The sequence below is a fragment of the Pseudomonas sp. BNK-30 genome, assembly GCF_047456185.1.
GTDB classification, from domain to species: domain Bacteria; phylum Pseudomonadota; class Gammaproteobacteria; order Pseudomonadales; family Pseudomonadaceae; genus Aquipseudomonas; species Aquipseudomonas putida_E.
On record NZ_CP179904.1, the window covers coordinates 3458577 to 3484196 of the forward strand.

Genomic DNA, 25620 nt, shown 5'->3' on the forward strand with positions numbered 1-25620 from the left:
TAAATGTCTCGCTTCTTTATCGATCGGCCGATCTTCGCTTGGGTTCTCGCTATCGTAGCCATGCTCGCCGGAGCGCTCTCGCTGGCCAAGATGCCGATTAGCCAATATCCAAACATCGCGGCCCCTGCCGTTTCGATCCAGGTCAGCTACCCAGGTGCTTCTGCACAAACCGTCCAGGACACGGTGGTCCAGGTCATTGAGCAACAGCTCAGTGGTCTTGATGGGTTCCGATATATGTCGGCTGAGAGCGCCTCTGACGGCAGCATGACCATCATCGTGACCTTTGAACAGGGGACCGATCCGGACATCGCTCAAGTTCAGGTGCAGAACAAGCTGCAACTGGCGACACCTCGTTTGCCGGAGGAAGTTCAGCGTCAGGGGCTTCGCGTAGTGAAGTACCAGATGAATTTCTTCTTGGTCATGAGCTTGGTGGATCGCTCGGGGAAGCTCGATAACTTCGACCTGGGCAACCTGATCGCTTCACAGCTTCAGGATCCCATTTCGCGTATTCCAGGCGTCGGTGATTTCCAGCTGTTTGGCTCGCCTTACGCAATGCGTATCTGGCTAGATCCAGGCAAGCTCAACAGCTATCAGCTGACACCTACTGATGTAGCCAACGCTATCCGGGAACAGAACGTCCAAGTGTCCTCTGGCCAGTTGGGTGGGCTACCAACTCGCTCAGGCGTCCAGCTGAATGCCACCGTTCTCGGCAAGACGCGCATGACAACGCCTAGCCAGTTCGATGAGATCTTGGTCAAGGTGAACGCGGACGGCTCACAGGTACGAGTGAAGGATGTCGGACGTGCCGAACTGGGGGCTGACAGCTTCGCCATTTCTGCACAGTACAAGGACTCGCCAACTGCAAGTCTGGCGCTGCGGTTGTCCACTGGTGGCAACTTGCTGGAGACCGTAGAGGCGGTCAAAAAGCTGATGGAGGAGCAAAAGGCCTACCTGCCTGACGGCGTGGAAGTGATTTATCCCTACGATACAACACCTGTCGTTGATGCTTCGATTGAATCGGTAGTCCACACCATCTTTGAGGCAGTGGTACTGGTCTTCCTGGTCATGTATCTGTTCCTGCAGAGCTTCAGGGCCACACTTATCCCCACTCTGGCAGTTCCTGTGGTGCTGCTCGCCACATTCGCCCTTCTGCCGTACTTCGGCCTGAATATCAACGTGCTCACCATGTACGCCATGGTGCTTGCTATCGGCTTGCTGGTTGACGATGCAATCGTCGTAGTCGAGAACGTTGAGCGGCTTATGCATGACGAGGGCTTGTCGCCTCTTGAGGCTACCCGCAAATCGATGGATCAGATCTCCGGGGCATTGGTGGGCATCGGAATGGTGCTGTCGGCTGTATTCGTACCAATGGCGTTCTTTGGTGGATCCGCTGGCATCATCTATCAACAGTTCGCGATCACGATCGTGGTCTGCATGGGGCTGTCGATCTTCGTCGCCCTTGTGTTCACCCCAGCACTTTGCGTGACCATCCTCAAAGCCCCGGAGGGTAATTCCCACCACGAGAAAAAGGGCTTCTTCGGCTGGTTTAACCGCGTTTTCGACCGCGGCACGGTGCGATTCGAGCGAGGCGTCGGCGCAATGCTGAAGGGCCGCGTTAGGTACCTGCTCGCATTCTTGCTCATCACGGGGGGAACTGGCTATTTGTTCACTCAGATCCCGAAGGCATTCCTGCCCAACGAGGATCAGGGCTTGATGATGATCGAAGTGCGTACGCCGGCAAACGCTTCCGCAGAGCGTACCGAGGGTGTACTTCAAGAGGTGCGAGACTACTTGGCAAATGATGAGGGCGCGTTGGTTGAGCACTTCATGACGGTGAATGGCTTCAACTTTGCTGGTCGTGGTCAGAACTCGGGGCTGGTGCTGATCACCTTCAAGGATTGGAAGGAGCGTCACGGGGCCGGGCAAGACGTATTCAGCATCGCGCAGCGGGCTAATCAGCATTTTGCCAAGATCAAAGATGCAAGCGTGATGGCATTCGTGCCCCCTGCCATTTTGGAAATGGGCAATGCGATGGGCTTCAACTTGTACCTGCAGGACAACCTTGGTCTTGGCCATGAAGCATTGATGGCAGCTCGAAACCAGTTCCTGCAACTGGCTAGCGAGAATCCGAAGCTCCAAGCAGTGCGTCCAAACGGCAAGGACGACGAGCCGCAATTCCAGGTGAACATTGATGACGAAAAGGCCCGTGCGCTGCAGGTAAGCATCGCGTCTATCAACGAAACGATGTCGGCAGCCTGGGGCTCGATGTATGTCAACGACTTCATCGATCGCGGCCGGGTCAAGCGAGTGTATGTCCAGGGCGAAGATATCTCGCGAATCTCACCTGAGGACTTCGATAAATGGTACGTGCGCAATAGCCTTGGCCAGATGGTTCCGTTCTCGGCGTTTGCAACCGGTGAGTGGGTAAACGGCTCACCGAAGCTGGAGCGCTACGGTGGTATTTCTTCCCTGAACATCCTCGGCGAGCCAGCCCCTGGATACAGCACTGGTGACGCGATGATAGCCATCGCTGAAATCATGCAACAACTGCCTCCAGGCATTGGCCTGAGCTACACCGGTCTCTCTTATGAAGAAATCCAAACTGGCGACCAGGCACCGTTGCTCTATGCGTTGACTGTGCTGATCGTTTTCCTGTGCCTGGCCGCGCTGTATGAGAGCTGGTCGGTACCGGTCTCAGTGATCATGGTTGTACCTCTGGGTATTTTGGGCGCGGTGCTGGCAACGCTTTGGCGCGACCTGACGGCGGATGTGTACTTCCAGGTGGGCTTGATGACCACGGTAGGCCTGTCCGCCAAGAACGCCATCCTGATCGTAGAGTTCGCCAAAGAGCTGTATGAGAAGGAGGGTTATCCGATCGTCAAAGCTGCGATAGAGGCCGCCAAGCTGCGTTTGCGTCCGATATTGATGACCTCGCTGGCATTCACCTTCGGTGTGCTGCCGATGGCCATTGCATCCGGCGCAGGCGCTGGCAGCCAGCACTCCATTGCTACGGGCGTCGTCGGCGGCATGATCACAGCAACCGTGCTGGCTGTTTTCTTTGTTCCGTTGTTCTACGTGGTAGTTGTCAAGCTGTTCGAGGGGCTCATGAAACGAAAGCCAAAAGCGGTCAAGGAGGTGACTCATGATGTTTAAGTCGCTCCCCGTGTTTGCATTGCTGATGCTCAGCGGATGCAGCTTGATTCCCGACTATGAGCAGCCAGCCGCCCCCGTGCAGGCGCAGTGGCCAACGGGCGAAGCTTACGGCGGGCAGGGAGATCAACGCATCGGGGCGGCTCTCCCCGAGGCAAAAGAGTTCTTCAAAGATCCAGCGCTGGGCCGCCTCCTCGATGCGGCGCTAGAGAACAACAGAGATCTTCGAATAGCTGCCAAAAATGTTGAATCCTACAGAGCGCTTTACCGCATCCAGCGAGCGGAGCGGTTTCCCACACTTGATGGCGAAACATCTGGAAATCGAACCCGCTTGCCTGACGATTTGTCCCCTACCGGCGATTCTCGGGTCGATAGCCAGTACCAAGTCGGCCTGGTCACTGCCTACGAGTTGGACTTATTTGGCCGAATCCGAAGCTTGTCGAGCCAAGCACTTGAAAAGTATCTGGCTACTGAGGAGGCACAGCGCAGCGTACAGATCGCACTGATAGGCGATGTGGCAACCACCTATTTTCTGTGGCGAACCGACCAAGCGCTTTTGGAGCTTACCGAAGCGACGCTGACCAGCTACCTTGAAAGCTTGGCAATGATCGAGTCCAGCGCAGCGGCAGGAACTTCGTCGGAGCTAGATGTTCGACAGGCCAGGACTCTGGTGAACCAAGCCCAGGCCCAGCAGGCATTGTACACCCGGCGTATCGCGCAGGATGTGAACGCACTGGAATTGTTGCTGGGCAGCGAGATTCCAACGGATTTGCCAAAAAACTCGCCACTGGCCATGAGCGCCCTAGGGAAGGTTCCAGCTGGGCTACCAGCTGATCTGCTGCTGAACAGACCGGACATCCGCTCTGCTGAACATCAACTTATGGCCGCGAACGCAAATATCGGCGCAGCTCGTGCGGCATTTTTTCCACGCATTAGCCTGACAGCTTCAGCGGGCTCAGCCAGCAGCGATCTGGACGGACTGTTCAACAGCGGATCTGACAGCTGGAGCTTCGCTCCACAAATCAGCGTGCCGATTTTTAACGCAGGAAAGCTGCGGGCCAATCTCGATTACGCTGAGCTTCAGAAGGATGTGGGCGTAGCGACCTACGAGAAGAGTATCCAAACGGCTTTCCGAGAAGTAGCCGATGGACTCGCTGCGAGGGGAACTTATGGCAAGCAGCTCAGTGCTCAAAGCGAGTTGGTTGATAATTATAAAGCCTATTTTAGCTTGGCTCAGCAGCGCTATGACCAAGGCGTCGATAGCTATTTGACAGTGCTGGATGCTCAACGCGAACTGTTTTCCTCACAACAGAAGCTGTTGAATGATCAGCTCGATCAAATCAATAGTGAAGTCCAGCTTTACAAAGCCCTCGGGGGCGGCTGGAGCGTGAGTCAAAACTAAGATCCTGGGCAGCGGCTAGCAGTAGTGCTGCCCTAGATTTCAAATATTGAAATATTTTTCGAACTGAAGTGGCGAATTATCGTCAATTTTAAATCGGGAGTATTAGCAATGGGATTGATTTCAGTCAGCGCGTTAGAGGTTCGCTTCGAAGACCGCCCTGACGATGATGTACTTTTAGCCGTAGACGACCTGGTTAACGTGCTTCGCACTGCGCCGGGGTGTATGAGCTATACGATAATAGCGCTGAACAAGTACTTCAGCTCGATGATCATTAGCGGCTTCTGGGACAATGAGCAAGATATGATAGATCATTTTTCAAGCTCAAGTTTCGCAGCGTTGACGGAATGCTTGACCTCCCATTGCCGAAGCATCTCCTTTAGAGCATTGTTCATGGACAATGAAATGCGGGGGCAACATGCAGAACCCTGAAAAAGTGTTACTGGATGCAGATTTACACAGTCTGATTACTTTCTTGGTGGTATATCAAGAAGGGGGAGTGACTCGGGCTTCTGAGCGCTTGGGTGTAAAACAGCCAGCCATCAGCAATACCATAGCTAAGCTTCGCAAACGATTTGGTGATGAGCTCTTTTTGGGCAAGCGGGCTTGGACACCGACAAAACGCGCCAACCAGCTTGCAACCGCTCTAGGACCTGCTCTCAGCACTTTGCATGAGGCGCTTGCTAGCGTGGATAAAGAAGGCGCTCAGTAAGTCTCAAGGAAACACTTCTACCGCCTTTCCCAAGGCGGTTTCACCCTCTGCCTCAACCGAAAATGTAAAAAAACCATGGCCTGACGGCCATGGTAAAGGGAGGTTATTTATCCCATCCCAAGGAGCCAAGAAGTGATCACTGCGTGCTCATTCGATACGCAATGACTGAAAGATGTCTGGTAAAAAAGCCGCCTGCAGACAAGCGGCAACACCAAAGGGCAATGAAGGACACTCGGTTAGTACAAGGAGGAGTACCACGCCTCGCTTCATTGAAAGTTACAGTAATGGAAAAACTAGCGCTGGCAAAATCAAACACGCTGATAGTCACTATTAATAGGCTTCTCTCCCTATACGTTGAACTGCTCTAATCCAGTAATTCCTAGGTTTCGCCATCAACATTACGCGACGCGTATTTAAGCTCCTCGCCGTTTGATCGTCATGGAAGGTGATTCTCCGAATCGCTGCTTGTAGTCAGACGAAAACCGACCAAGATGGGTAAAACCCCATTTTAGTGCCGTGGACGATACCTGAACGTCTGGATGCTGCTGGGTTTCGAGCTCTACACGAACGCGCCGCAGGCGAATCTCCTTCAAGAACTGCATCGGCGATAGCCCACGGAATCGTTGAAAACTGAGTTGCACTGTACGAGCAGTCACGCCGGCGTATCTTGCAATTTGCGAGATCGTGAGAGGCTCCTGAGCATGATCTTCCATGAATTCCTCAATCATCCGAACAACCGCAGGGACCACCCTTTTTTCGGCCGACTCTCGCAGCGCCTGGCTGTAATTACTAACATGAAAATCGAGCAAAGAAGAGGCCAGCACCTCACCAATTTGGCTTTGTAGATGCGATGAAACTAATGACTTGGACGATAGCTGACTGTAAGCCCACCCCATTGTCTGTAGCCAATTCAGGCCTGCTGACGTATCCGTGGGCAGATGAGGCTGAAAGTAGATGTCTTGCTTGATACTTCTTCCCAGCTGACGTTGAAGCATGGTTTCCAACAGCGTTCGATCAATGCAGACGAGCAGCTTGTCAGTGCCAGGGAAATGATTGAAGAAGGAGTGCCGATGGTAGTTGAAAACCGTGGCATGTCCGGGGTTACAGTTGAGGCGCAACTGATCACTGATCGCGTGCTCATGTCCAGTAAGGACCGACTGGACCAGCACGATGTCATCCAGCTTTCCAGGGTTGATCGCTACCTCTCCCCCAAAGGACATTCTGGCAACCCCAGCCTCGCCGGCCGATCGATGAAAAAATCGAGCCTTGAAGTCGATTCCCTTTTTTTCAAGCCGGTTCTTGCAGAACATCCACTCACCGCATAGCACCGCCTCCTCTAGGTCGGACGACTCGCATACGCTGAAATCCGCGAGTACCTGATCAGAGGGTATAAATGGGGAGACGTTGGGCCAGGCCATGGAAAGCCCTCCAAAACGGCGATGACTTATACCAGCAACCTACCAACATAAGAGAGCTGAGAACAACGTCAAGGCGACGATCTGTGTCGTCGCCTTGCTTCGCCGTTATGCGTGCACGATGTGATAGTTCAAGAAGCCGCTGGCATCGGTTTGGATATCTTCAAGGGCTTGGTTGAGCTGGTCCAGTGTGTAAGGACGAGGTGCCCACTGATTGGTGTCGAGTAATCCCGCTCTGATCAACGCCATCAGCTCATGCGCTTCTGCTGTGGTAAACCACAGTGAGCCGATGTAATGAAGCTGGGTACACATGAACGGGTGAGGATCGATCGGAATAGGTCCGCTTACGCCGCCGATCTGTACGATCTTTCCTCCCGACGTGACGGCGTTCATAGCCGAAACAGAAAGCTCTGCTGGAGCTTTCGCGCCAAGCGTATCAACTACCGCGTGGACTCCTCCCGGAGCCATGTCACGAATGCTTGCGTGCAAGTCGGTACTCGTGATCTGTAGGGAGCGAATGCGTTTTGGGGCCAATTGGCGAAGTCGTTCGAGTGCAGTCCTATCTCGCGCTGTCACGATGATATCCGTCACGCCCATCGCTAATGCGGCAAGCGTGGCTCCGATACCCAAGGTTCCTGAAGCCCCCAGTACTAGCAAGCTCTGACCGGGCGTGAGTTCAAGCTTTTTCAACGCAGAGTAAGCTGTGCCCAAGTATCCAAGGCGTGTGGCAACCTCGAATGGCAGTTCGTCAGCCAAGGTGATCAGGTTACGCGCAGGCGCTCGAAGATACTGGGCGTACCCGGCATGGCGATACTCGCGAAATACCTCACTCGAAGATGGGCTGAATCCGAAATAGCCCATGAAGGTGTAGCTAGCGCACCGCGTCGGAAGGCCAGCCAGACACTGCTTACAGTTGCCGCAACTCAGTCCTGGATTGATATAGACCCGGTCACCTTCTTTGAAATCTTTCACAGAGCGGCCAACCGATACCACAGTACCTGCGGCATCCAACCCGAACACAGCAGGCAGCTCCGGCAGAGGTAGGAACGGGTACCACTCAGGAAAATTTGTGACGACGTTACGCAGATTTGGGATAACACCGCAGGCGGCAGTTTTGATCAGGACATCATGCTCACCAACATCTGGAAGCGGAATTTCGTCCACGGTAAATTTGCCACCAACTTCGTGTAGGCGAGCAGCCAACATCGTACCTGGCATGAAGCAAACCCTCTTTTTTTCGTTGTCAGGGCTGTGAGGCTCTTGAAAGCCGTTGAGGTATGACCGGCACATCGGCCACAGCTCCAATTATCCGCTCGGCTTCGAACGTGGCTATCCAGGCCCAGTAGCCGCTATCCAGATAGCGAAATTATTTGGTATCGCTCGATGAGGCTTGTGGTGCGGCCGGACTTTGAGCCAACTGACGCAGCCAGAGAATAGCCGCGTCAGCATCATCCCTCGGATGCCAAGCCATCATGAGTTGGAGAGGCTCGCTTTCAAATGGCAACTCAAACGTCTCGATGGCATCGTTCTGGGACTGAGTGAGCATGCGAGGCATCGTACAGACCAAGTCCGTCGACATCAGAATCCCTGGAACCATCCCAGCGGTCGGCACGGTAAGGTAGATCTTTCGGCTCATGCCAGCGGAGCGCAAATACTCATCCATATACCCCCTAAAGCTCTCCCGCTCAGGCGATACGACAAGATGATTGAGTTCACAGTACCCATCCAGGGTAAGAGGCTCACTTCCACGAGGGTGCCCTTTGCGCTGCGCCATGACGAACTCATCGGTCCTAAGTGCCGTGCATCTCATCCCCAGAGGAACGCCGCGGCTAGAGTCGATCAGCAGATCGAAAACACCTTCCTCCATCTGCCTTCCTATGAGCCCAGGATCAACGGCATTGAGAGACACCTGAATTTGGGTACCAGCGTGCTTGGCGATCGATGCAATCAACGGCTCACAAATGGTGCTTAAGGCGGTATCACAGGCGGCTATCCGGAAGACTCTCTTGCCGTTCCAAGGATCGAATCCCAACTCACTTTGAATGACTGAACCGAGAGTCATCAGGGCTGCACGTAGAGGTCCCCGCAGCGCCAATGCCCGGGCGGTGGGTGTCATGCTCCGGCCTTTTTGAATCGGGACCAACAGCGGATCGCCCATCAGCTCGCGCAAGCGCGAAAGCTGTGCAGACATCGCGGGCTGGCTGATGTGAAGGCGTGAAGCTGCCTTGGTCACGTTCAACTCAGCCAGTAGTGTGTCCAGCGAAACCAAAAGGTTGAGATCAATACGCGACAGGTCCATAACCAATCCATCCCGATGATAGGTCGCATAACGATAAACAATTTCATGGATAGCTTCTCAAGATTTTAATGTTCTGGAAGACCTACGCTAATGGAGATCGACCATGACTAAACAGAAAGTACTGATAACGGCGGGGGCATCCGGAATCGGGTATGCGATAGCCCTGGCCTTCAGCAGCCGCGGCGCTGACGTCACGGTAGTGGACATAGACACTGAAGGCTTAAACCGCCTTCATGCAGAGCATACGAGTATTCGCACCGCGGTATGCGATGTATCTGATCGCCGCAGCCTTGAACTCTGTATTCCAGGCCTTATCGAAGCCATGGGTGGTTTAGATGTGCTCATCAACAACGCCGGTGTATCGGGCCCCACCGCTCCCGTTGAGCAACTTGACCCCGATGAGTGGGACAAGGTCATGCAGATAAATTTGAATGGTACCTTCAACGTTACGCGCCTGGCCGTTCCTGCGCTCAAGCGTTCATCTCACCCCTCCATCATTAACATGTCTTCTGTCGCTGGACGACTTGGCTACCCAGATCGCTCCCCTTACTCGACCAGCAAATGGGGATTGATTGGTTTCACCAAGAGCCTTTCACGTGAACTCGGCGGGTATGGGATTCGTGTTAACGCCATTCTGCCCGGAGCTGTCGAAGGGGAACGCTTTGAGAACGTGCTCAAAGGCAGGGCCAATCTCAGCGGCAACTCCGTGGAGGAAGAACGTAGCAAGGCGCTTTCTGTTCAATCCCTCCAACGCCTGGTGGACCCGAAGGACATTGCAGAACTAGCAGCCTTCCTAGCATCGGACGCAGGCAAGTCCATCTCTGGACAGCTGTTGCCAATCGACAACGACATGCAGCAGACAATGTGAGGTACGACCATGAGCATGCGCGAAAAACTGATTGGAACCTGGTTGCTCGAAACCTATACAGAATACCCGGTGGACGGATCCGAGCCCGTACATCCCTTCGGCGAACATCCTGAAGGCTTCATAATTTACACAGCAGATGGTTATATGTCGGCTCAGCTGAGCATGCCAAATCGGGCATCGTTTTTCTCGGGTGACTGGTTTGAAGGTACCGATGCGGAATACCGCGCCCAAGGGCTGTCGTACATCTCCTACTGCGGCCCCTTCAATGTGGACGAGCAATCGGGTCAGCTCACCCACACCATCGCAGTTTCAATGTTTCCGAACTGGATAGGCCAGGTGCAGCCGCGAACGGTGAAGCTTGCGGGAGATGTCTTGGAGCTTGGCAATAACAGTCAATATCGCTCTAGCGGACGTGCAGTAAACGCAAGGATTCGTTGGCGTAGGGCAAAGTCGCCATTCCCCCATCGACCGCTAATGGAGCGGGGATGACTCACAGTCCGAAGTAGTTTAAACGATCTCCCCACCACAGAAGTGGAATGCTAGTATGCGCCATCATGTATATGGATACAGGCGTTTAAAATGGAAGACGCATATGGCAAGCCGCCCCTCCTCCGCGTCGCAAAAAAAGCCGCTTCAGCCCAACCTAAGGAGAAAGGCCGCAATGGCGACTTGGGGGCAGGAGACCAACGCTTGTTGTGGGGGCGCGCTGCTGGTAGGTGCCAACGATGTAACAAGGATGTCAGCCGTGACCGCCTAAGCTGGAGAGCCTACAACCTTTCGGAGAATGCTCACATCACCGCCTCCTCCGTCAATGGCACTCGCGGAACGAAGGAGAAATCTGCAGCTCTGGCTGACAAACTGGAGAATCACCTCCTGCTGTGCCGCGATTGCCACAAGATCGTTGATGACAAACGTCGGGGAGAGGTGCTCTTTCCCACAGAGTGGCTGCTCAAGCTGAAGCACGACCAAGAGGCATTGGTACAACGCCTCATGGAACTCGCCAAAAAACCACAAAGTGTGGCTGTCTATATCAGTGCCGCCGTGGGGCAAACGCGACTGCAACCGCTCGTAATCGATGACATCAACATGGCAATCGTGGACGCCGGTCTCGTCCCCGCGCTTAACCACCCCATCCACATCGACCTGCTCGACCTCCTTGAAGTCGATAAGCTCGACAGCGATCCAGCGTTCTGGGCAATGGCGAGTAAGCTGACCCTGCGGAAGCTTGAAGCCAAGCTCCTTGAAGGGGCACACAAGAAACTTAGTGAGGTCGAGCACTTCAGTTTGTTTGGAATAGCGCCAATCCCCGTACTGGCCCTGCTGGGCAACCTCATCCCCGACACTCGCAAAGCCATGATCTACCAACCCATCTGGGACGAAATCAACCCAGGTCGGGAACCGCTTGGTCCCACGATCGATATCGATATTCATCAGTATGATCGAGACCCTGAGACCTGGTGCTGGCCAAAAGAACGCAGACAACCTGTGCCGGTCTTCAGTTACGTGCACTTGGCTGGTCCCGCTCAACAGCGGGGGGGCGATATTGCAGTGTTGTGCGAGCTGTCTTTCCCTACTCACCTCGATCTGGTCGAAGCAGCTCTTCCGGGAGCACCTGTTTACCATTTCACCGCGAGCGACGTCACCCCCGATATCGTTCAGGCCCCTGCTGACGTGAAAGCCTTCATGGCGGCATTCAGGCAACTGCTGAGCGTGCTTGAGCGTGATCATGGCCACAACGCGCATGTCCATGTATTCGGATCGCTGCCGGTTTCCTGTGCCATAGCGATGGGTCGAATTCAGGTCAAAGGAAGCCTTTCGATGACCATTCATAACCTGCAACGAAACCCTAACCGCTACGAACGCGGGCTGACCTTGCCATTCGAGGCCTGAGCATGAAGCTGGAAACCTTCACTCCGGTAGGACCGACTGATCAATCGGAGCAGATGCTGACTCAATTGGTCGATGCTTTGGAAATCCCGGCCAGCCGCTATGAGGCCGCTGAGCGAAGTTACAAGTCGGTAGGTCGCTGGCTCGATCGACCTGCCTCGCGGCTAGCGGGTCATACCACCACGATATTTCCTCAGGGCTCGTTTCGCCTAGGTACAGTCATCAAGCCACTCAATGACGCTGAGGACTATGACCTCGACATTGTTTGCGAAATCCAGGCATCCAAACTGGACTACACCCAAGAGGGGCTAAAGGGCCTACTAGGGCTCGAACTTGAAGATTATGCCCTCAGCCAGAGCATGGCACCCCCGGTCGAGGCGCGACGTTGCTGGACGCTGAACTACGCCGATGGCGCACAGTTCCATATGGATGTTTTGCCCGCCCTTCCGGATGGTGTCCGCCAACGGCAGTTGATCGAGTCGCTCGGGCACCAGAATGAATGGGCTGATCATGCCATGGCAATCACCGACCGCGAGCACGTAGAGTACCGGCGCCCTAGCGCCAACTGGCCTGGCAGCAATCCCAAAGGCTATTCGGAATGGTTTCGCTCCCGTATGGAAGAAGTGTTCAATGCCAAGCGACACGGCATGGCGCTAAAAGAACACGCATCGGTCGAAGAAATTCCTGAACACCGGGTTCGCACTCCATTGCAGGCCGCGGTAAAGCTGCTAAAACGACACCGCGACATTCGATTCAGTGAAGAACCTGATATTCGACCGATCTCGATCATTCTCACGACGTTGTCTGCCCATGCTTACCAACAAGAGGTAACCATTGGTGGTGCCCTCCAGGGCATCCTGACTCGGATGTCAGAGCATATCGAGATCCGCAACGGTGTCTATTGGATCGAGAATCCTACAGACCCCCGAGAGAATTTCGCGGACAAGTGGGAGGCGTCTCCTGAAAAAAAAGACGCCTTCTTTGACTGGTTGTCGATGGCACGAACCGACTTTGAAATCGCCATGCGCATGGATGATACTGACGACTTTATAGATGCACTGTCGCCGCGCATGGGACGCCAACTGGTAGAAGATGCCGTCACTCCATCAAAAGCCTCATCAGGCCTTAACCTGAGCTTGGCCAGGGGGCGGGTCAGCAGCAAAATACGCAAAATCCTAGATGCCCCCCATCGCAAGCCCCTGGCCTGGCCTGACTTGGCCAGAGGTAGCGTGCATATTTCTGAAATGACCGTCACTCGCAATGGCTACCAGCCCTACTCCCTAGGCAGTGATGCCGCCGCCCTGCCGAAGAATTCGAGCCTGGTTTTCCATGCGAAAACTAGCGTGGTCTATCCATACAAGGTCTATTGGCAAGTGGTTAATACAGGGGAGGATGCCAGCCGACGGCGGGCACTGCGTGGGGGGTTCGACGAGGGGGTAGTCCAAGCAGGGCGCCTTGAGAAACGCGAGAGCACATTGTATTCCGGTAGTCACAGCATGGAATGCTTGATCGTCAAGGACGGCTACTGTGTCGCGCGCAGCGGACCGTTCATTGTCAACATCCTCTAGCTCAACACTTAACAACCAAGAATATCTGTAGGAAGTGCTGCTGCGCTGCGGGAGTCATATTTTGTTCAGATTGATACATGTTCTCAAGCCCACAAATCAGGAATTTGTTGCGCCATCGACAGGAGGAGCAGCACCATTCAAGAGTGTCATTGTCGGCGGGAACGCTACAGGAAAGACCCGCTTTATCGTATCGCTGATTGAATCATTCCGCTTGCTCTCAGAAGCAAAAAACCAGCACGGAAAATTCAGTACGGTTAAGAAGAAAGGAGCTATCACCGAGCAGTTGCAGTTCAAGTACTACATCAACGGTGATTTGGTGGAGTGCGTCGCTGGCGACTTTGGCGTGGGCTTTACCATCGATGGAGAGGAAGGCTCTGCCTTTGATCTCCCCTTACCGTCACGACTTTTGGCCATCAGCTCCACCGTCAATGATAAGTTCCCCTATGCTGACTCAGACGAAGACGACTTTTATCGATACTGTGGTGTACGTGAGACGTCCAATGCGTCTTGGACGGCGACGCTTTCACGTCGCACAATCGAGAACCTACTTAACATCCCCTTAAGACACCATCACCACTCGCTTTATGAACTATTTAAATACCTAGGCATTTCGCCCACAATCGAAGTAACCTTTAGCCTTAAGAATCTCAAGGAGTTTCACGAGCTAGTGGCTGACCCGGGCCTTGTAGTGCTGGCCGCGCAAAGTTACTCAAGTAAAAGTTCCAGACTGCAAGTCCAAATGTTTCGTAACTTCAGCTATGAAGATGCTGCTCGAGCATGCAGTGGCTTGGCCAACAAGAAGTTTACCGGCCGTAACAACAGCGTGACCATAGACCTCAACGATACCCTAGCCGATTACAGCGACCTTTATTTCGGAATTAATGTTTTTCGCCGTATCGGCATGATTTCAGATGTCGACTTGAATATACAGAAGCTTCATACACAAAAATCGTTTGGATTCGGTCACTCCAGCTCAGGGGAAGCCCAACTACTCTACACATTCTCCAGCCTTATCCGGCATGCGAGACCGAACTGCCTGATATTTATTGACGAGCCAGAGCTTAGCCTGCACCCAAGTTGGCAAATAAAATATGTGGCATTATTGAAGCGCGCACTTGCCTCATTCCCTGGCAGTCACGTTATCATCGCTACGCACTCACACTTTATCATATCGGATCTTGAGAAAGAAACCAGCTCACTTCACGTATTCGAGAACAAGGACGAACAGCTGTGCGTCAGAAACGTTGAATACTCAACATACGCATGGAGCGCCGACCACATCCTATATGATGTTTTTGATGTAAGAACCGTGGGAAACTTAGCTTTCGAAAGTGATCTTGCCGAAGCGCTGAAGTTAATCTCAAGTAAGCCGGAGGACCACATTCGGCTCTCGCAACTGAAGAAAAAGTTTGAGCGTTTAGTGTTTAACGAGTCAGACCCCCTCCACAGAGTCATCAAAAACATTACGGAGTTGGTCAATGCCAATCAGTGAATGGTATCTAAACATCACCGAATTACCGGCATTCGAAAAGTCGACAACTGACTACCTTGATGGATTGAAGCCACACAAGGCCAAGCAATGGGACTTACAGACTAATCAGATGAAGGCGTACAAAACCAGCCTTCTTGAGCAACTGCTTAAAATCCAGGATAACAGGTGTGTATACTGTGGCACCGGATTGATGCGACAGCTTGTAGACCGAGAGCATTTCGCGCACAAGGATCAAAAAGGCGGCTGGCCAGAGTTCATGTTCATCACCGAGAACCTTTTTGCAGCTTGTGGTTACTGCAATAGAATGCTAAAAGGCATTAAGCCAATGGTCAAGCGCTACAATAAAAACTACAGCGATTGTGAGTTTCATCTAATTCACCCTTATTTCGACATACCTACGAAAGAAATCGTCTTTGTCTCACGCGGCGGTAGCGATGCTATTTTTGTAGAACATATAACCCCAAAAGGAGAAGAAACGATTGCATTCTTCGAGCTGGACTCCACTATCGCTACCGCCAGGCGCGCAGGTTACATAACTGAAATTGCTATATACAATCAGCTATCAGCAGACAATGCAGCCGAAGTGAAAGCTATTTCACACTACAGGCCCGCCTAGCAATCAGTGCGGCAACAACGTGCTCCGGCGAGGAGAGCCTGTTACAGGCCATCTGCCATTGACCTAGACGGAATCGGCGACAGCATGGTAATAATCGCCGCCGCGGTCCCAGCGTCGCCGCTCCTTCTTCACCAATTGTTGCATATCCTCAATGCGCAGAGTCAATACTGAGCTTCTGCGCTGTGCACTCTGCTCAGCGGATAGAATACGTTTTGGATCCTGCTTAGCTGCCTTATGACAAATGTCCAAGAAACTCTCTTCATCAGCTCGCGCTGAACGCATCATCCGCGCGCCGTCATCGAAAAACATATAGCGAATAGGATTCAGCCGCAGCAGATTACGCCATCGAGTATCCAGTGAGACGAAGAATGGGACATAGAAATCCCCAAATGCCTTCTGCGCAGCGAGCCGTTCAAGTAAGCGTAAATGAGCGATATCCCAAGCCATTCCGGTAACTTTCTTGAGCATTGTGCTCGGACTGCCCAACAACGGACCTAGGAATGGCGCTGGAGCCTTCGCGGATATGGCTTTCCAAATCAGGCTGAGCTCCGTCAATGGCGTAAAACCAAGTTCAAGGTTACAGAAATCAATCAGTTGTCCAAAAATCACTTCAGGATCACGATTAGGCACGCGCCAAAGCGCCGCTAACCTCAACAGTAACGTCTCGATGGCCAGTGCTGTTGCTTCGTGCCGTAGAAATTCGTCGGACGTTTCAAACTCACTAATTACATTTTCGACATCCGGGCGTAGCTTTTCCTTCAAGGTATCCAGGGACATGCCATCGACTTGAAAGGTGCGCGATCGTTGGTAAACAGCCCAATTTATATGGTCCAACACACGGAACGCCACCATCGTATCGACAGGCCGTGTATTACTCGGGCTTTCACGTGACAATCTCACATTTTCAAACAGGAAAGGCAGTATATCAAACTGCACCTGCTTATTTTTCGCCTTGATCATCAGCACGCTTTCAACATCAAGCAATTCTTTATCAGTACCTGCCGCCCCTCGATTGATCAATAGTTTCAATTTTTCAGCAAAATTAGAATCGAAGCTGAGCGAGTAATCAATATTAACGCTTGAACGGCCTGCTTGCAGCATCCCTTTTAAGGCGGTCATGGCCGAGATAAAAAAAGCGCGCGGACCAAGCAGAATAGGGAGGATACAATTATTGGAATCAACCCCCAAACTGAGCCCTAAATCTATGGCGCCGGGATGATCCGTGCAGATAATGGCCCTTAGCGCTGCACATTCTTTTGCGCGCTCCTCCAATAGAGTCCAATGCTCAGTTTTCCCAGATATCACAGCCTGATAGAACTCGTCAATCAAAGCATTCGGCACGCTGCCCTCCACTTAGAGCTGATCAATTCACCACCGCCTGAGCGATACTCGTGTACGCGAATCTGTTACAAAGTAACATACAACTATATTGACTAATCAGGATAACTTGGGTCAAGTTCATTGCAACTGCTCATCAACTGGCAGCTATTAACCGGTACACGCGACGTGTCGGTATAAACGCGTGTAATTTGAAGCTGTCCGAAACGGTAGCTGCCAGGCACACCGGCGAAAGGATGGGTTTCTTGGTCATTCGGTAAGCCATCGTAAATCGTGGCCTGCTCTCCGAAAAGCGGCGTCAGCGTGACCTTAATACGCCCATTGTAGTTACATGAGACTTGGAGAATCACATGCTGATGGGAATTATCGCGATCGAAAGTCCTCGTCAGGGTGTCACCGCCTGCCCGCTTACACCGTCCTGGCCACAAGGTGACGCGGGTGCGCTCGAACCTCGCTGTATCAGCATTTTCTTGCAGTCCAAAGCGAAAATCTAGACGGGTGACGACCCCCTCCGCCATCGGCTTATCGAATACATGAGCCCAGATAGCGGTGGCACGGCGCTCGATCGTGGAGGAGAGCCAGCCCTGGTACACCTGCCACATGGCAGTCAGAGAGGCGGCTAGTAGAGCCAACCAAAGCTTGATCATATGCCTACGCCAAGTTCCGCCCTCAATCCTGGTACCGTCTGGGCTGGACTTGGAAATAGAGTTCTTCGGCCGCTTTGCCACTCTTCTCTCTTTGCATTCCCAGAAAGCATCAGAGCATACATCACCATCGGCGCGGCAAGATAAATGATCACTTAAGCTTCGCATTCTCGGGTAATTGGCGAGAACCGACGCCTTTGGAAAACCTCTCTCGCGGCAGTGGCAGCGAGGTAAGTGCGATGAGAATACGCATACGGTCAGCGGGCCCAATCTCCAAACGGCGCGTCGCCTTCGATATAGCGCGCTGCCGTCTGCACATCGCGCCACCCGACATAGTCCATCAGGGCTTTATTACTCCATTGGTTTTCACTCGCCCACGTGGCGAACCCTCGGCGCAGCGAATGAGCAGAGTACCCTTCCGGGTCGACGCCGCTACGCAGAAAAATCTGGCGCAACAACCGCGACAGGCTATTCGGGTTTAGTGCATGCTGCCCTAGATGCCCCCAGCGATCGATGGAGCGAAACAGCGCGCCTTCGGTGAGCCCACTTTCATTCAACCACACCTGATAAGCCGCGACCGGGCACAAGCGCTTGAGTGCAGGAACTTTGACCAACCGGCCGCGGTTGCTGCGATCGGTTTTGCTGCTCGGCAAGAACAGCTCCAGTCCCTGCGCCTTACGTAGATGAATGTGCTCGATGCGCAACCGGCTCAATTCATCGCTGCGAAATGCCCGCCAGAAGCCGAGCAATATCAACGCCTGGTCACGAGTAGCACGCAACCTCACCCCCGGTAACGGATCCGCGAGTTCTTCGGCCAACTGGGCGATGCAGGTTTCCAACTCCTTTAGCGCCAGGGCCTCGGCTTGCTTTACCGGCTGCGGGTGCAGCGCCTGAATCCCCTTCAGCGTATCGCGCACCCGATAGGATTTGGTGGGGTCGTTAAAGCCGAATTGCAGGTGCCAGCGCGCCAAGGCGGCCAGATTCACACGCAGGGTTCGGGTCGTCAGTTGGTCGCCGTAATGCGTGAGGTAGCGCACGACACTTTCGCTGGAGGCCGGCAGCAAGCCGCCCCACTCCGTTTCGAAGTGCGCAATGGCTTGGGCGTAGCGCCGCTCGGTACTGGCTCGACGCGCGGCCTGTAAATAGCGATCGGGCGAAGTGTCCACCACCGCCTCCGTCTGTACCCTCGCACGCGGCAAAACACCGCTAAAAGCGTCATCACGTTCGAGAAACTTGGCTTCTCAAACGTCAGTCTGTCCGATTCTTTTCACCAAATCAGGCATCTGTACAGGTGTACTTCCATACTGATTGAACAGTACGAAAAAGTCGGAGCAGCGACATGGCTCGCACCGGTATCAACAAAGCCCTCGTGCAGCGCGCCCGTGATGCCCTGCTTGCCCGCGGCCTATCGCCTAGCATCGAGGCCGTGCGTGCCGAGCTTGGGAACACCGGTTCAAAGACCACTATCCTTCGCTACCTGCGTGAGCTGGACGTAGCAGAACCCCATCCGCCACAAGTGAACCTGTCGGAAGAATTACAGGCGCTGCTGCAGAGTCTAGCTGAGCGTTTGGCCAACGAAGCCCAGGCCACCGTCGCCGCCGATCGCGCCCGCCTGGAACGGCAACAAGCGGCCTATCAGCAGCAGCGCGCGGTGGAGGCGGCGCGGTTCGAGCAGTTGCAAGTGGCACACACCGCAGAGATGGAGGCCCACCGGCAGTTGCGTCTACGTGAAGTGCAGCTGACGGGCCAACTGCAACTGTCCGAAGGCGAGCGACGGCGTCTTGAAGAGGCGTGCCGGCAACAGCTCCAGCTGCTCGAGGAGCGGGCGACGACGATTCACTCGCTCGAGTCCAAACACCAGCAGGCGCGTGAATCCCTGGAGCACTTTCGCCAACAGCATCAGTTGCAACGCCAGGAAGAACTGCAGCGGCATGATCAGCAGTTCAGTCAGCTGCAAACCGAGGTGCGGGGGCTGCGTGAACAACTCGCTGCCCGTCAGGAAGAGTTGATGCAGCGCTACCGGGACTTGGAACGCGCGAACAGTACGCAGGGCTACCAGCAGCAACAGCTCCGTCAGCTCGAGCGTGAGTTGAACGTCGCGCAGCAGCACTTGGCGGCCGAGAAGCTGCTCATGACCCAGGCGCATCAGCAGGAAGAAATAATGGCGAGCGAGATCACCTTGCTACGCGAGAAGTCCAGGTCTTACCTCTTGGCCCACCGACATGACCAGCGCCTCCTGCGTGTGCAGGCGCAACAACTGGCACGCCTGCAAGGCTTGCTCGAGCCGGGATCATCCGACAGCCCAATTCAATGACGAATTGAGCCTGGCACGGATTCGTCCCACCTAACGCGAGCGTCGGTGTGTGCGTCAGCGCATGCACGATATGAAAGTTAAGAAAAAATGCAGAAAAACTCCCGAAATTAAGATTTTCATGGGCCGCTTAAGAAAAATCTGACGACCGAATCTGTCTGAACAAAAAATTTCCAGATAGCCTCATATCACTCAAGCACTAGGCTAGCCTGCCGCAGCGACCTGGCGGCCACTACTCACGACGCAGGGTCCTGCCCGCGCAAGCCAGATGGTTGGGCTCGTGGATCACATCGTTAAATTGAGTGGTAGGCGACCACTGATCACCGGACGGATATCCATGTCTATGCTCCCCACCCTTTCCCGTGAAACGGCCATGCTGGAGAAGGGCAAAGCACGCCTCCTGAGAAGCGGTGATTTCTTGACTGTCGATGCGTTGGCAGTGCTGGCTCAGCTGAGCACGGAGCAATCCAGAGCTGAACTCAAGGAGTGGAAACGCGCGGGCAACATCTTCTCGCTGGCTCATGAGGACAAGGAATACTTTCCCCTCTATGCCTTTGACCCCGCTTCCAACTTCCGCCCATTTTCGTCATTGGCGGCCATCATCACGGCGCTCGGTTCCAGCAAGCCAGACTGGGCTGTGGCGCTCTGGTTCGGCTCATCCAATAGCTACTTGGGGGGTCAGATGCCGAAGGATGTGATGGTGGACGACCCGGCGCGGGTACTGGATGCAGCCCAGAGCGAGGCACACGGGGCGCGGCATGGGTGATGGACTACATCAACGTTTGGCCTTGACGTTGCCAAGCCATAGACATACCAGCCCATGAAACGTTTATCAGCGTTAGCGAAGCAGCTGACATTACAGGGTCAGCATCGGACCTCGCCATGTCGATACTCAGAACATCTTCGTAAAAGATCAGGCTGGGCCGGCTGCTCGCTAACCACAATGATGGTGTGAATTTAGGGCACATAAGCCCGAGCGGCCATTTTTCGCAGAAGGACTCAACCTGCCATACGCCCTACAGGTTCAATATCCCGGCCTTTAGAAAGGGCAATATCGATAAAGCGACCTTGGCTGCTGCGCTTTGCCAGTACCTGGCGTGCTTCTGCTTGAAAGCGAGCGGCCATCAGAGGCTTGGGTTCGTGTTTGGCCTGCTTCATAAACGCCCCTGTGTTATGACATTTGGGTAGATAGTACTTCTGCTCGATGGCCATGACAAAACGCTTCGTCGCATCGTACTCGACGGGGTCAGCATCGGAGCAGGCCGCACCTGCTACCTAGAGTATAAGTGGCGTATCAATAGACACCGTAATCGAGCCGTACCAGGAAATCCGCAGCCTCCAAGTACCCCTGATCGGTTTCCAATAGCATGCACGGCTGACGCCGGCTAAGCCCTATCGCCGGCTTGATGAACCAAACTTCAGCCAGTTCACGCTTGCCGAACACCTGCTCAGCCGTCGTCAAAATCTGTTCGCGACGTCTCATAAGGCAGCGATGCTTCAGGCTCCAACACTTGTCAGGAAATGGCGAGCTGAGTGCGATAACTCTAAACTTAGTCATGTTACACAACCCTCCTTCCCTAAGCCCGAAATGATTAGAAAAATACCGATGATGAGCACTGCCAGGTGCTACCGCTTCGACTTGGGACCCACTGGGATTGACGAAGATGGATGCTGAGTGGATCCAACATGCCCACACGGCCCTCCGTCCTTGAGCGCATTGGGGTGGGCTGACCTGCAGTGATGATGGCTCACAGGAGCGACCCTGTAACGGTACTCGTGAGGAGAGAATCGTCCCGAGCCAAATAGTAACTGAGCGCTGAACGATTCCACGAACGCCATAGCCTCTTTTTGCACGTAGCGTTCGTAACGGGCGCGATAGGCCAGAGGTACTGAAGCGCGATTCCTCAAGCAAAGGCTCACCAGTTCAGATAAGAGATAGCCCCGGACGTCGTAACGTACATCCGCTGCGGTGAGCACAGTCGTATAGCAAAAGTGGTAAACCAGCGTTCCTTCACGGCAGCTCTGGGGCGTAGTTTGATCGCTAATTTCTAAATTCCTATAGCGCCCCTGGATAGCTGACGCACTAACTACACAAGCGGGGGACGGAATACGCTGGATTCAGTCCTGATGAAAGGGAAGAAAATTCCAAAAAATCTCAAAATAAAAGATTTTCTTAGCCCGACTGACATGAGGCTTCCCGATTGTAACCGCTAGAGCCGCAAAATCATCGAGTACTCAATGCCCTACCTGTCCACACAGCCCATCAGATCAATAACCCACCACAGGGGCGCTAGTTATCTCGGACGCGCCTGCGCGGCGGGGTGAGATTTATCACCGAGGCGAGTGTGCACCTTCTAGGGGATCGCAAGGCCGGGCGGCCGCGAATCGGCTAGCAAATGACGCGCATACAAGCGTGCAAGAATACCTTAAAAAAATGTGCAGAAAGCCGTAGCAAACTGCTCGTGAAAAAGTCACGGAAGGCCCGGAATTGTTGAGGTTGGGCGACGCAGAGTTTATGCAAAAAAATGTGCATTCTCGCGCGGCCGCGAACCGGGTTTATTCGCAGTGTCGGATGAGGCCAATAGGTCTGTGGGTGATGAGGTCACTTTGCCTGTGCTCCGCCGATGCAAAGGTACTGAGCGACTGAGACGCCTAATCTTGATGGCTAAGCCCTCTAAAATATGAGCGAAAGAAGCCTCACCGCGAGGTGGGCAGGCGCACAGCGCTTACCTGTAATTTTGCAGGAAGTTACCTGCATCCTCGCCAACGCAACTTTGGCCGAAGTCATAAACCACCGAGGTTTCGCAATGCGTGGCAAATGGATCTGCGACAGTTTCGAAACACTGACTCAGACCCCAGTGCCGGCGCAGGATCGACAAGGGCACCCCGACAGCGGGCTTGCTGGCCCACGTCATGATTGCGAAGCTTGTGACCATCTGCCGTTGTAGCGCCAGGAAGCCAAGTTTGGCCACGCCGGCCTGGCTGTCCCGCGCTCGACGCTTGCTCAATGGGAGAGCGCCTGTGGTGTGCAGTTGCAGCGTAAGCGTCCGGCAAACCCGTCTCGACAGCTATTTTCTAGGAGTAGAGCGTACTGAGCGGCGGATTCTCGACCGCAATCAAATGTGATCGCGCCTCATCTCGGCCCACTCGATCAATGCCTGGATTGACGGCCCGAGTGCATGGCCGATCTGGGTGAGCTGGTACTCCACCCGGGGTGGCACTTGCGGGTACACCGTGCGCAGCACGATGCCATCCTTTTCTAACTGCTTTAGCTGTTGAATCAGCATCTTCTGATTTATTCCCTCGATCAGCTTCTCTAGATCCGAGAAACGAAGCGCACCTTTGGCTGCGAAAAGCTGGCACAAGATGATGATTTTCCATTTCCCTTCCAGCACGCGAAGAGTCTCAGTCGTTGCTTCGGCCCAATTCAACCGATTTTGCGGATCGCCGCAATCCCAATCCCGTTCCATTTCTTTCTCAAAGGTGTGCTACCCACCTTTTGGTAGGTACTTACCATTATTACATCAGCCGCCTAGAATCGGTGCAAGCAAACGATTACTGAGGCTTAACCATGAAAATCGGCATCATTGGAACGGGTAACATCGGCGGCACCATCGCTCGTAAGCTAAGAGCTGCTGGCCATGAGATTCGCGTGGCAAATTCTGGAGGTGTCAACGGCGTTCGTGCATTCGCCGAAGAAATCGGAGCGGAGCCTGTAGACATTCGGGGCGCAGTGGACGGCGCGGATGTGGTAGTGCTGTCGATACCTCTGCCAGCATTGAGCGCACTCCCTTCTGACCTATTTACCTCCGTACCCGACAGCATCCCTGTTGTGGATACCAGCAACTACTACCCTGGTTTGCGTGACCCGCGCATTGCTGAAATTGATCAAGGGATGACGGAAAGCGTTTGGGTGACGAAGCAGATTGGGCGACCGGTAATCAAGGCTTTCAACAATGTGCTCGCCTACACATTGGCAGAATTGGGCGTTCCGGACGGTACACCAGGTCGTTTGGCAGCGGCGGTAGCGGGTGACGATGAGAAAGCCAAAGAAACAGTGATGACTCTGGTAGATCAGGTAGGTTTCGATCCGGTTGACGCAGGCTCGCTTGAGGAGTCCTGGAGGCAACAGCCGTCTACACCAGGCTATTGCTGTGATTACGATGCTGAGACTATGCGCAGGGCTTTATCAGCAGCTATCAGGGGGCAGGCAGCCGCTAAACGAGATCAATTGCCTGAGCATTTCAAGTGGCTCGGGCCGAACCCGACCCATGGCGACGTGGTAGCCATGAATCGATCATTCAATCCACTCGACTAAGGCTTTTTGCTGAGCATGGAGCAAGCTCAAGAATGACTGATCGCTTGAGACGATGAATGAGTCCAGCATTGGGGTAACAACATTCCAATCTCACTTGCCGGCTGTGTCGGCAGCCGAGTCAGCACATCTTTGAGATAGGCATACGGATCGTGCCCATTCATGCGCGCCGACTGGATCAAACTCATAATCGCTGCCGCTCGTTTACCGCTGCGAAGAGACCCAGCGAACAACCAATTGGAGCGCCCAAGCGCCCATGGCCTGATCGTGTTTTCGACCGGGTTATTGTCGATGGGCACGGCACCATCATTCAGGTAGCGCGTTAGCGCTACCCATCGTTTCAAGCTGTAGTCCAAAGCCTTGGCCGTAGCCGAGCCTTCTGACACAAGCTCACGCTGGGCCCGCATCCACTCATATAGCTTCGCTGCGATGGGAACCGCTATTTCTTGGCGCAATCGCCTGCGGTCTTCATCGCTCATTTCTTTGGCTTGCCGCTCGATCTCGTACAGGCCACCGATTGAGTGCAGTGCTTGTTCGGCCAGTTGGCTTTTGTTCGCCACATGCAGGTCGAAGAACTTGCGGCGGGCGTGCGCCATGCAGCCGATTTCGGTGATGCCCAGCTCGAAGCCGGCCTTGTAACCCGCGAAGTCATCGCAGACCAGCTTGCCGTTCCACGTGCCAAGGAAGTTACGTGCATGTTCCCCAGCACGGCTGGGGCTGAAGTCGTAGACCACCGCCCTCAGTGCCGAGAACGGCGTCGTGCAATAAGCCCACACATAAGCTCGGTGCGTTTTCTTCTCGCCGGGCGCCAGCATCTGCACAGGTGTTTCATCAGCATGTACGACTCGCTGAGCCAGCACCGCTTCGCGCAGTGCATCCACCAGCGGCTGGAGTTGCACGCCAGTTTGGCCCACCCATTGAGCCAACGTTGAACGCGGAATCGCCAGGCCTGCACGGCCAAAGATCTTTTCCTGGCGGTACAGCGGAAGATGGTCGGCAAACTTGGCCACCATTACGTGAGCCAACAGGCCAGCAGTGGGGATACCCTTGTCTATCACCTGTGCCGGCACCGGCGCCTGGATGAGTGTTTCGCACTGGCGGCAGGCCCACTTTCCACGTACATGCTGCTCAACGGTAAACACGCCCGGTGTGTAATCCAGCTTCTCACTGACATCTTCGCCGATACGCTGAAGCTGGCACCCGCAGACGCACTGGGTGTTCTCTGGCTCATGACGAATGACGGTACGAGGAAATTGCGGCGGAAGCGTCGCGCGCTTGGGCTTTTGGCGGATTTCGTCCGACGTCGGGGCAGGACGAAGTGCGTTCAGCTCTGCCTCGATGGCCCCAAGGTCGGTGTTGAGCAGGTCATCCAGCAAGCTGCCTTGCGCCGGGCTGATCTGCTCGCTGCGCTTAGCGAACTTGTGGCGCTTGAGGATGGCGATTTCGTGAGAGAGCTGTTCGATGATCGTCTCGTCACGATGGATCTTCCGGCCCATGGTGTCGACCTTCGATAGCAACTGCGTAGCGAGGGCGCGCAGTTGTTCGGGTGTCATTTGGTCGAGGTTGGGCGAGGAAGTCATGCCGTGGATTTTACCAAAGCAACTCA

At 54.1% G+C, this 25620-nt stretch carries 23 protein-coding genes and 1 pseudogene; 14 read left to right on the forward strand and 10 right to left on the reverse strand.

Annotation, left to right across the window (positions count from 1 at the left end; translation table 11 throughout):
• Window positions 1–3 precede the first annotated feature (3 nt).
• From srpB to ACMGGN_RS16105, 4 genes are all read left to right on the forward strand, one after another.
• Window positions 4–3153, forward strand: coding sequence for a solvent efflux RND transporter permease subunit SrpB (gene srpB / locus ACMGGN_RS16090; protein ID WP_023383545.1), 3150 nt, complete (start codon window positions 4–6; stop codon window positions 3151–3153).
• Window positions 3143–4552, forward strand: coding sequence for a solvent efflux RND transporter outer membrane subunit SrpC (gene srpC, locus ACMGGN_RS16095; RefSeq protein WP_023383546.1), 1410 nt, complete (start codon window positions 3143–3145; stop codon window positions 4550–4552). Before srpB ends, srpC begins: the two co-directional genes overlap by 11 nt.
• A gap of 108 nt (window positions 4553–4660) precedes the next feature.
• On the forward strand, window positions 4661–4981 hold the full coding sequence (locus ACMGGN_RS16100) for an antibiotic biosynthesis monooxygenase (RefSeq protein WP_023383547.1): 321 nt from the start codon (window positions 4661–4663) through the stop codon (window positions 4979–4981).
• A complete protein-coding gene (locus ACMGGN_RS16105) occupies window positions 4968–5261 on the forward strand; it encodes a LysR family transcriptional regulator (RefSeq protein WP_023383548.1) in 294 nt (97 codons plus the stop codon). The genes ACMGGN_RS16100 and ACMGGN_RS16105 overlap by 14 nt, the downstream gene beginning before the upstream one ends.
• 413 nt (window positions 5262–5674) lie before the next feature.
• Here the strand turns inward: ACMGGN_RS16105 and ACMGGN_RS16110 are convergent, their stop codons facing one another.
• From ACMGGN_RS16110 to ACMGGN_RS16120, 3 genes are all read right to left on the reverse strand, one after another.
• Window positions 5675–6679 (reverse strand): AraC family transcriptional regulator, encoded by a 1005-nt coding sequence (locus ACMGGN_RS16110; protein WP_414156111.1) that lies wholly within the window; start codon window positions 6677–6679, stop codon window positions 5675–5677.
• 105 nt (window positions 6680–6784) lie between these two features.
• On the reverse strand, window positions 6785–7966 hold the full coding sequence (locus ACMGGN_RS16115) for an alcohol dehydrogenase catalytic domain-containing protein (RefSeq protein ID WP_414156112.1): 1182 nt from the start codon (window positions 7964–7966) through the stop codon (window positions 6785–6787).
• Between the two features lie 76 nt (window positions 7967–8042).
• Entirely contained in the window at window positions 8043–8975 is a 933-nt protein-coding gene (locus tag ACMGGN_RS16120) for a LysR family transcriptional regulator (RefSeq protein WP_414156113.1), read from the reverse strand.
• Between the two features lie 103 nt (window positions 8976–9078).
• Here ACMGGN_RS16120 and ACMGGN_RS16125 point away from each other — a divergent pair, with 103 nt between their 5' ends.
• The 6 genes from ACMGGN_RS16125 (at window position 9079) to ACMGGN_RS16150 (ending at window position 15406) form a co-directional block, all read left to right on the forward strand.
• On the forward strand, window positions 9079–9843 hold the full coding sequence (locus ACMGGN_RS16125) for an SDR family oxidoreductase (protein WP_368972387.1): 765 nt from the start codon (window positions 9079–9081) through the stop codon (window positions 9841–9843).
• 9 nt (window positions 9844–9852) lie between these two features.
• Window positions 9853–10332, forward strand: a complete 480-nt coding sequence (locus ACMGGN_RS16130; protein WP_060493723.1) for a lipocalin-like domain-containing protein — start codon at window positions 9853–9855, stop codon at window positions 10330–10332.
• Between the two features lie 90 nt (window positions 10333–10422).
• On the forward strand, window positions 10423–11733 hold the full coding sequence (locus tag ACMGGN_RS16135) for an SAVED domain-containing protein (RefSeq protein WP_322006423.1): 1311 nt from the start codon (window positions 10423–10425) through the stop codon (window positions 11731–11733).
• 2 nt (window positions 11734–11735) lie between these two features.
• Window positions 11736–13298, forward strand: coding sequence for a nucleotidyltransferase (locus tag ACMGGN_RS16140; RefSeq protein WP_060493725.1), 1563 nt, complete (start codon window positions 11736–11738; stop codon window positions 13296–13298).
• A 61-nt stretch (window positions 13299–13359) separates the two neighbouring features.
• Window positions 13360–14790, forward strand: a complete 1431-nt coding sequence (locus ACMGGN_RS16145; RefSeq protein WP_210172315.1) for an AAA family ATPase — start codon at window positions 13360–13362, stop codon at window positions 14788–14790.
• Window positions 14777–15406 (forward strand): HNH endonuclease, encoded by a 630-nt coding sequence (locus ACMGGN_RS16150; protein ID WP_060493727.1) that lies wholly within the window; start codon window positions 14777–14779, stop codon window positions 15404–15406. The genes ACMGGN_RS16145 and ACMGGN_RS16150 overlap by 14 nt, the downstream gene beginning before the upstream one ends.
• A 63-nt stretch (window positions 15407–15469) precedes the next feature.
• Here ACMGGN_RS16150 and ACMGGN_RS16155 read toward each other — a convergent pair whose 3' ends face one another.
• From ACMGGN_RS16155 to ACMGGN_RS16165, 3 genes are all read right to left on the reverse strand, one after another.
• Window positions 15470–16747 (reverse strand): hypothetical protein, encoded by a 1278-nt coding sequence (locus tag ACMGGN_RS16155; protein WP_322006429.1) that lies wholly within the window; start codon window positions 16745–16747, stop codon window positions 15470–15472.
• A 92-nt stretch (window positions 16748–16839) separates the two neighbouring features.
• The gene (locus ACMGGN_RS16160) at window positions 16840–17391 is read right to left on the reverse strand and encodes a hypothetical protein (RefSeq protein WP_060493729.1); all 552 of its coding nucleotides are present in this window, start codon (window positions 17389–17391) and stop codon (window positions 16840–16842) included.
• A gap of 254 nt (window positions 17392–17645) precedes the next feature.
• Window positions 17646–18554 (reverse strand): site-specific integrase, encoded by a 909-nt coding sequence (locus ACMGGN_RS16165; protein ID WP_060493730.1) that lies wholly within the window; start codon window positions 18552–18554, stop codon window positions 17646–17648.
• Window positions 18555–18727: 173 nt separating this feature from the next.
• On the opposite strand from ACMGGN_RS16165, the gene ACMGGN_RS16170 reads away from it, so the two are divergent.
• The gene (locus tag ACMGGN_RS16170; RefSeq protein WP_414156114.1) at window positions 18728–19702 is read left to right on the forward strand and encodes a DNA-binding protein; all 975 of its coding nucleotides are present in this window, start codon (window positions 18728–18730) and stop codon (window positions 19700–19702) included.
• A gap of 334 nt (window positions 19703–20036) precedes the next feature.
• Entirely contained in the window at window positions 20037–20465 is a 429-nt protein-coding gene (locus tag ACMGGN_RS16175; RefSeq protein ID WP_414156115.1) for a hypothetical protein, read from the forward strand.
• Window positions 20466–20698: 233 nt separating this feature from the next.
• Here the strand turns inward: ACMGGN_RS16175 and ACMGGN_RS16180 are convergent, their stop codons facing one another.
• Together ACMGGN_RS16180 and ACMGGN_RS16185 are read right to left on the reverse strand one after the other, a co-directional pair.
• Window positions 20699–20911: a hypothetical protein gene (locus ACMGGN_RS16180; protein WP_406819669.1), complete on the reverse strand. Its 213-nt coding sequence runs from the start codon at window positions 20909–20911 to the stop codon at window positions 20699–20701.
• 82 nt (window positions 20912–20993) lie between these two features.
• A complete protein-coding gene (locus tag ACMGGN_RS16185; protein ID WP_406819670.1) occupies window positions 20994–21257 on the reverse strand; it encodes an antitoxin Xre/MbcA/ParS toxin-binding domain-containing protein in 264 nt (87 codons plus the stop codon).
• A gap of 1249 nt (window positions 21258–22506) precedes the next feature.
• Here ACMGGN_RS16185 and ACMGGN_RS16190 point away from each other — a divergent pair.
• A pseudogene (locus tag ACMGGN_RS16190) lies at window positions 22507–22737 on the forward strand (IS66 family transposase); the annotation flags it as partial.
• 78 nt (window positions 22738–22815) lie between these two features.
• Here the strand turns inward: ACMGGN_RS16190 and ACMGGN_RS16195 are convergent.
• Complete coding sequence (locus ACMGGN_RS16195) at window positions 22816–23169, reverse strand: winged helix-turn-helix transcriptional regulator (RefSeq protein ID WP_103496976.1); 354 nt, start codon at window positions 23167–23169, stop codon at window positions 22816–22818.
• A gap of 101 nt (window positions 23170–23270) precedes the next feature.
• On the opposite strand from ACMGGN_RS16195, the gene ACMGGN_RS16200 reads away from it, so the two are divergent.
• A complete protein-coding gene (locus tag ACMGGN_RS16200; RefSeq protein WP_274091908.1) occupies window positions 23271–24017 on the forward strand; it encodes an NADPH-dependent F420 reductase in 747 nt (248 codons plus the stop codon).
• 26 nt (window positions 24018–24043) lie between these two features.
• Here the strand turns inward: ACMGGN_RS16200 and tnpC are convergent, their stop codons facing one another.
• Window positions 24044–25594 (reverse strand): IS66 family transposase, encoded by a 1551-nt coding sequence (gene tnpC / locus ACMGGN_RS16205; protein ID WP_414156116.1) that lies wholly within the window; start codon window positions 25592–25594, stop codon window positions 24044–24046.
• Window positions 25595–25620: the final 26 nt, after the last annotated feature.

Excerpts from the sequence above, each read along its gene's own strand:
- srpC (WP_023383546.1), top strand. The coding sequence starts at position 3,143 with ATGATGTTTAAGTCGCTCCCCGTGTTTGCATTGCTGATGCTCAGCGGA.
- ACMGGN_RS16200 (WP_274091908.1), top strand. The coding sequence starts at position 23,271 with ATGAAAATCGGCATCATTGGAACGGGTAACATCGGCGGCACCATCGCT.
- ACMGGN_RS16175 (WP_414156115.1), top strand. The coding sequence starts at position 20,037 with ATGTCTATGCTCCCCACCCTTTCCCGTGAAACGGCCATGCTGGAGAAG.
- ACMGGN_RS16160 (WP_060493729.1), bottom strand. The coding sequence starts at position 17,391 with ATGATCAAGCTTTGGTTGGCTCTACTAGCCGCCTCTCTGACTGCCATG.
- ACMGGN_RS16105 (WP_023383548.1), top strand. The coding sequence starts at position 4,968 with ATGCAGAACCCTGAAAAAGTGTTACTGGATGCAGATTTACACAGTCTG.
- ACMGGN_RS16120 (WP_414156113.1), bottom strand. The coding sequence starts at position 8,975 with ATGGACCTGTCGCGTATTGATCTCAACCTTTTGGTTTCGCTGGACACA.
- ACMGGN_RS16140 (WP_060493725.1), top strand. The coding sequence starts at position 11,736 with ATGAAGCTGGAAACCTTCACTCCGGTAGGACCGACTGATCAATCGGAG.
- ACMGGN_RS16110 (WP_414156111.1), bottom strand. The coding sequence starts at position 6,679 with ATGGCCTGGCCCAACGTCTCCCCATTTATACCCTCTGATCAGGTACTC.
- ACMGGN_RS16180 (WP_406819669.1), bottom strand. The coding sequence starts at position 20,911 with ATGGCCATCGAGCAGAAGTACTATCTACCCAAATGTCATAACACAGGG.
- ACMGGN_RS16170 (WP_414156114.1), top strand. The coding sequence starts at position 18,728 with ATGGCTCGCACCGGTATCAACAAAGCCCTCGTGCAGCGCGCCCGTGAT.
- ACMGGN_RS16135 (WP_322006423.1), top strand. The coding sequence starts at position 10,423 with ATGGAAGACGCATATGGCAAGCCGCCCCTCCTCCGCGTCGCAAAAAAA.
- srpB (WP_023383545.1), top strand. The coding sequence starts at position 4 with ATGTCTCGCTTCTTTATCGATCGGCCGATCTTCGCTTGGGTTCTCGCT.
- ACMGGN_RS16195 (WP_103496976.1), bottom strand. The coding sequence starts at position 23,169 with ATGGAACGGGATTGGGATTGCGGCGATCCGCAAAATCGGTTGAATTGG.
- ACMGGN_RS16150 (WP_060493727.1), top strand. The coding sequence starts at position 14,777 with ATGCCAATCAGTGAATGGTATCTAAACATCACCGAATTACCGGCATTC.
- ACMGGN_RS16100 (WP_023383547.1), top strand. The coding sequence starts at position 4,661 with ATGGGATTGATTTCAGTCAGCGCGTTAGAGGTTCGCTTCGAAGACCGC.
- ACMGGN_RS16130 (WP_060493723.1), top strand. The coding sequence starts at position 9,853 with ATGAGCATGCGCGAAAAACTGATTGGAACCTGGTTGCTCGAAACCTAT.
- tnpC (WP_414156116.1), bottom strand. The coding sequence starts at position 25,594 with ATGACTTCCTCGCCCAACCTCGACCAAATGACACCCGAACAACTGCGC.
- ACMGGN_RS16125 (WP_368972387.1), top strand. The coding sequence starts at position 9,079 with ATGACTAAACAGAAAGTACTGATAACGGCGGGGGCATCCGGAATCGGG.
- ACMGGN_RS16115 (WP_414156112.1), bottom strand. The coding sequence starts at position 7,966 with ATGTGCCGGTCATACCTCAACGGCTTTCAAGAGCCTCACAGCCCTGAC.
- ACMGGN_RS16185 (WP_406819670.1), bottom strand. The coding sequence starts at position 21,257 with ATGACTAAGTTTAGAGTTATCGCACTCAGCTCGCCATTTCCTGACAAG.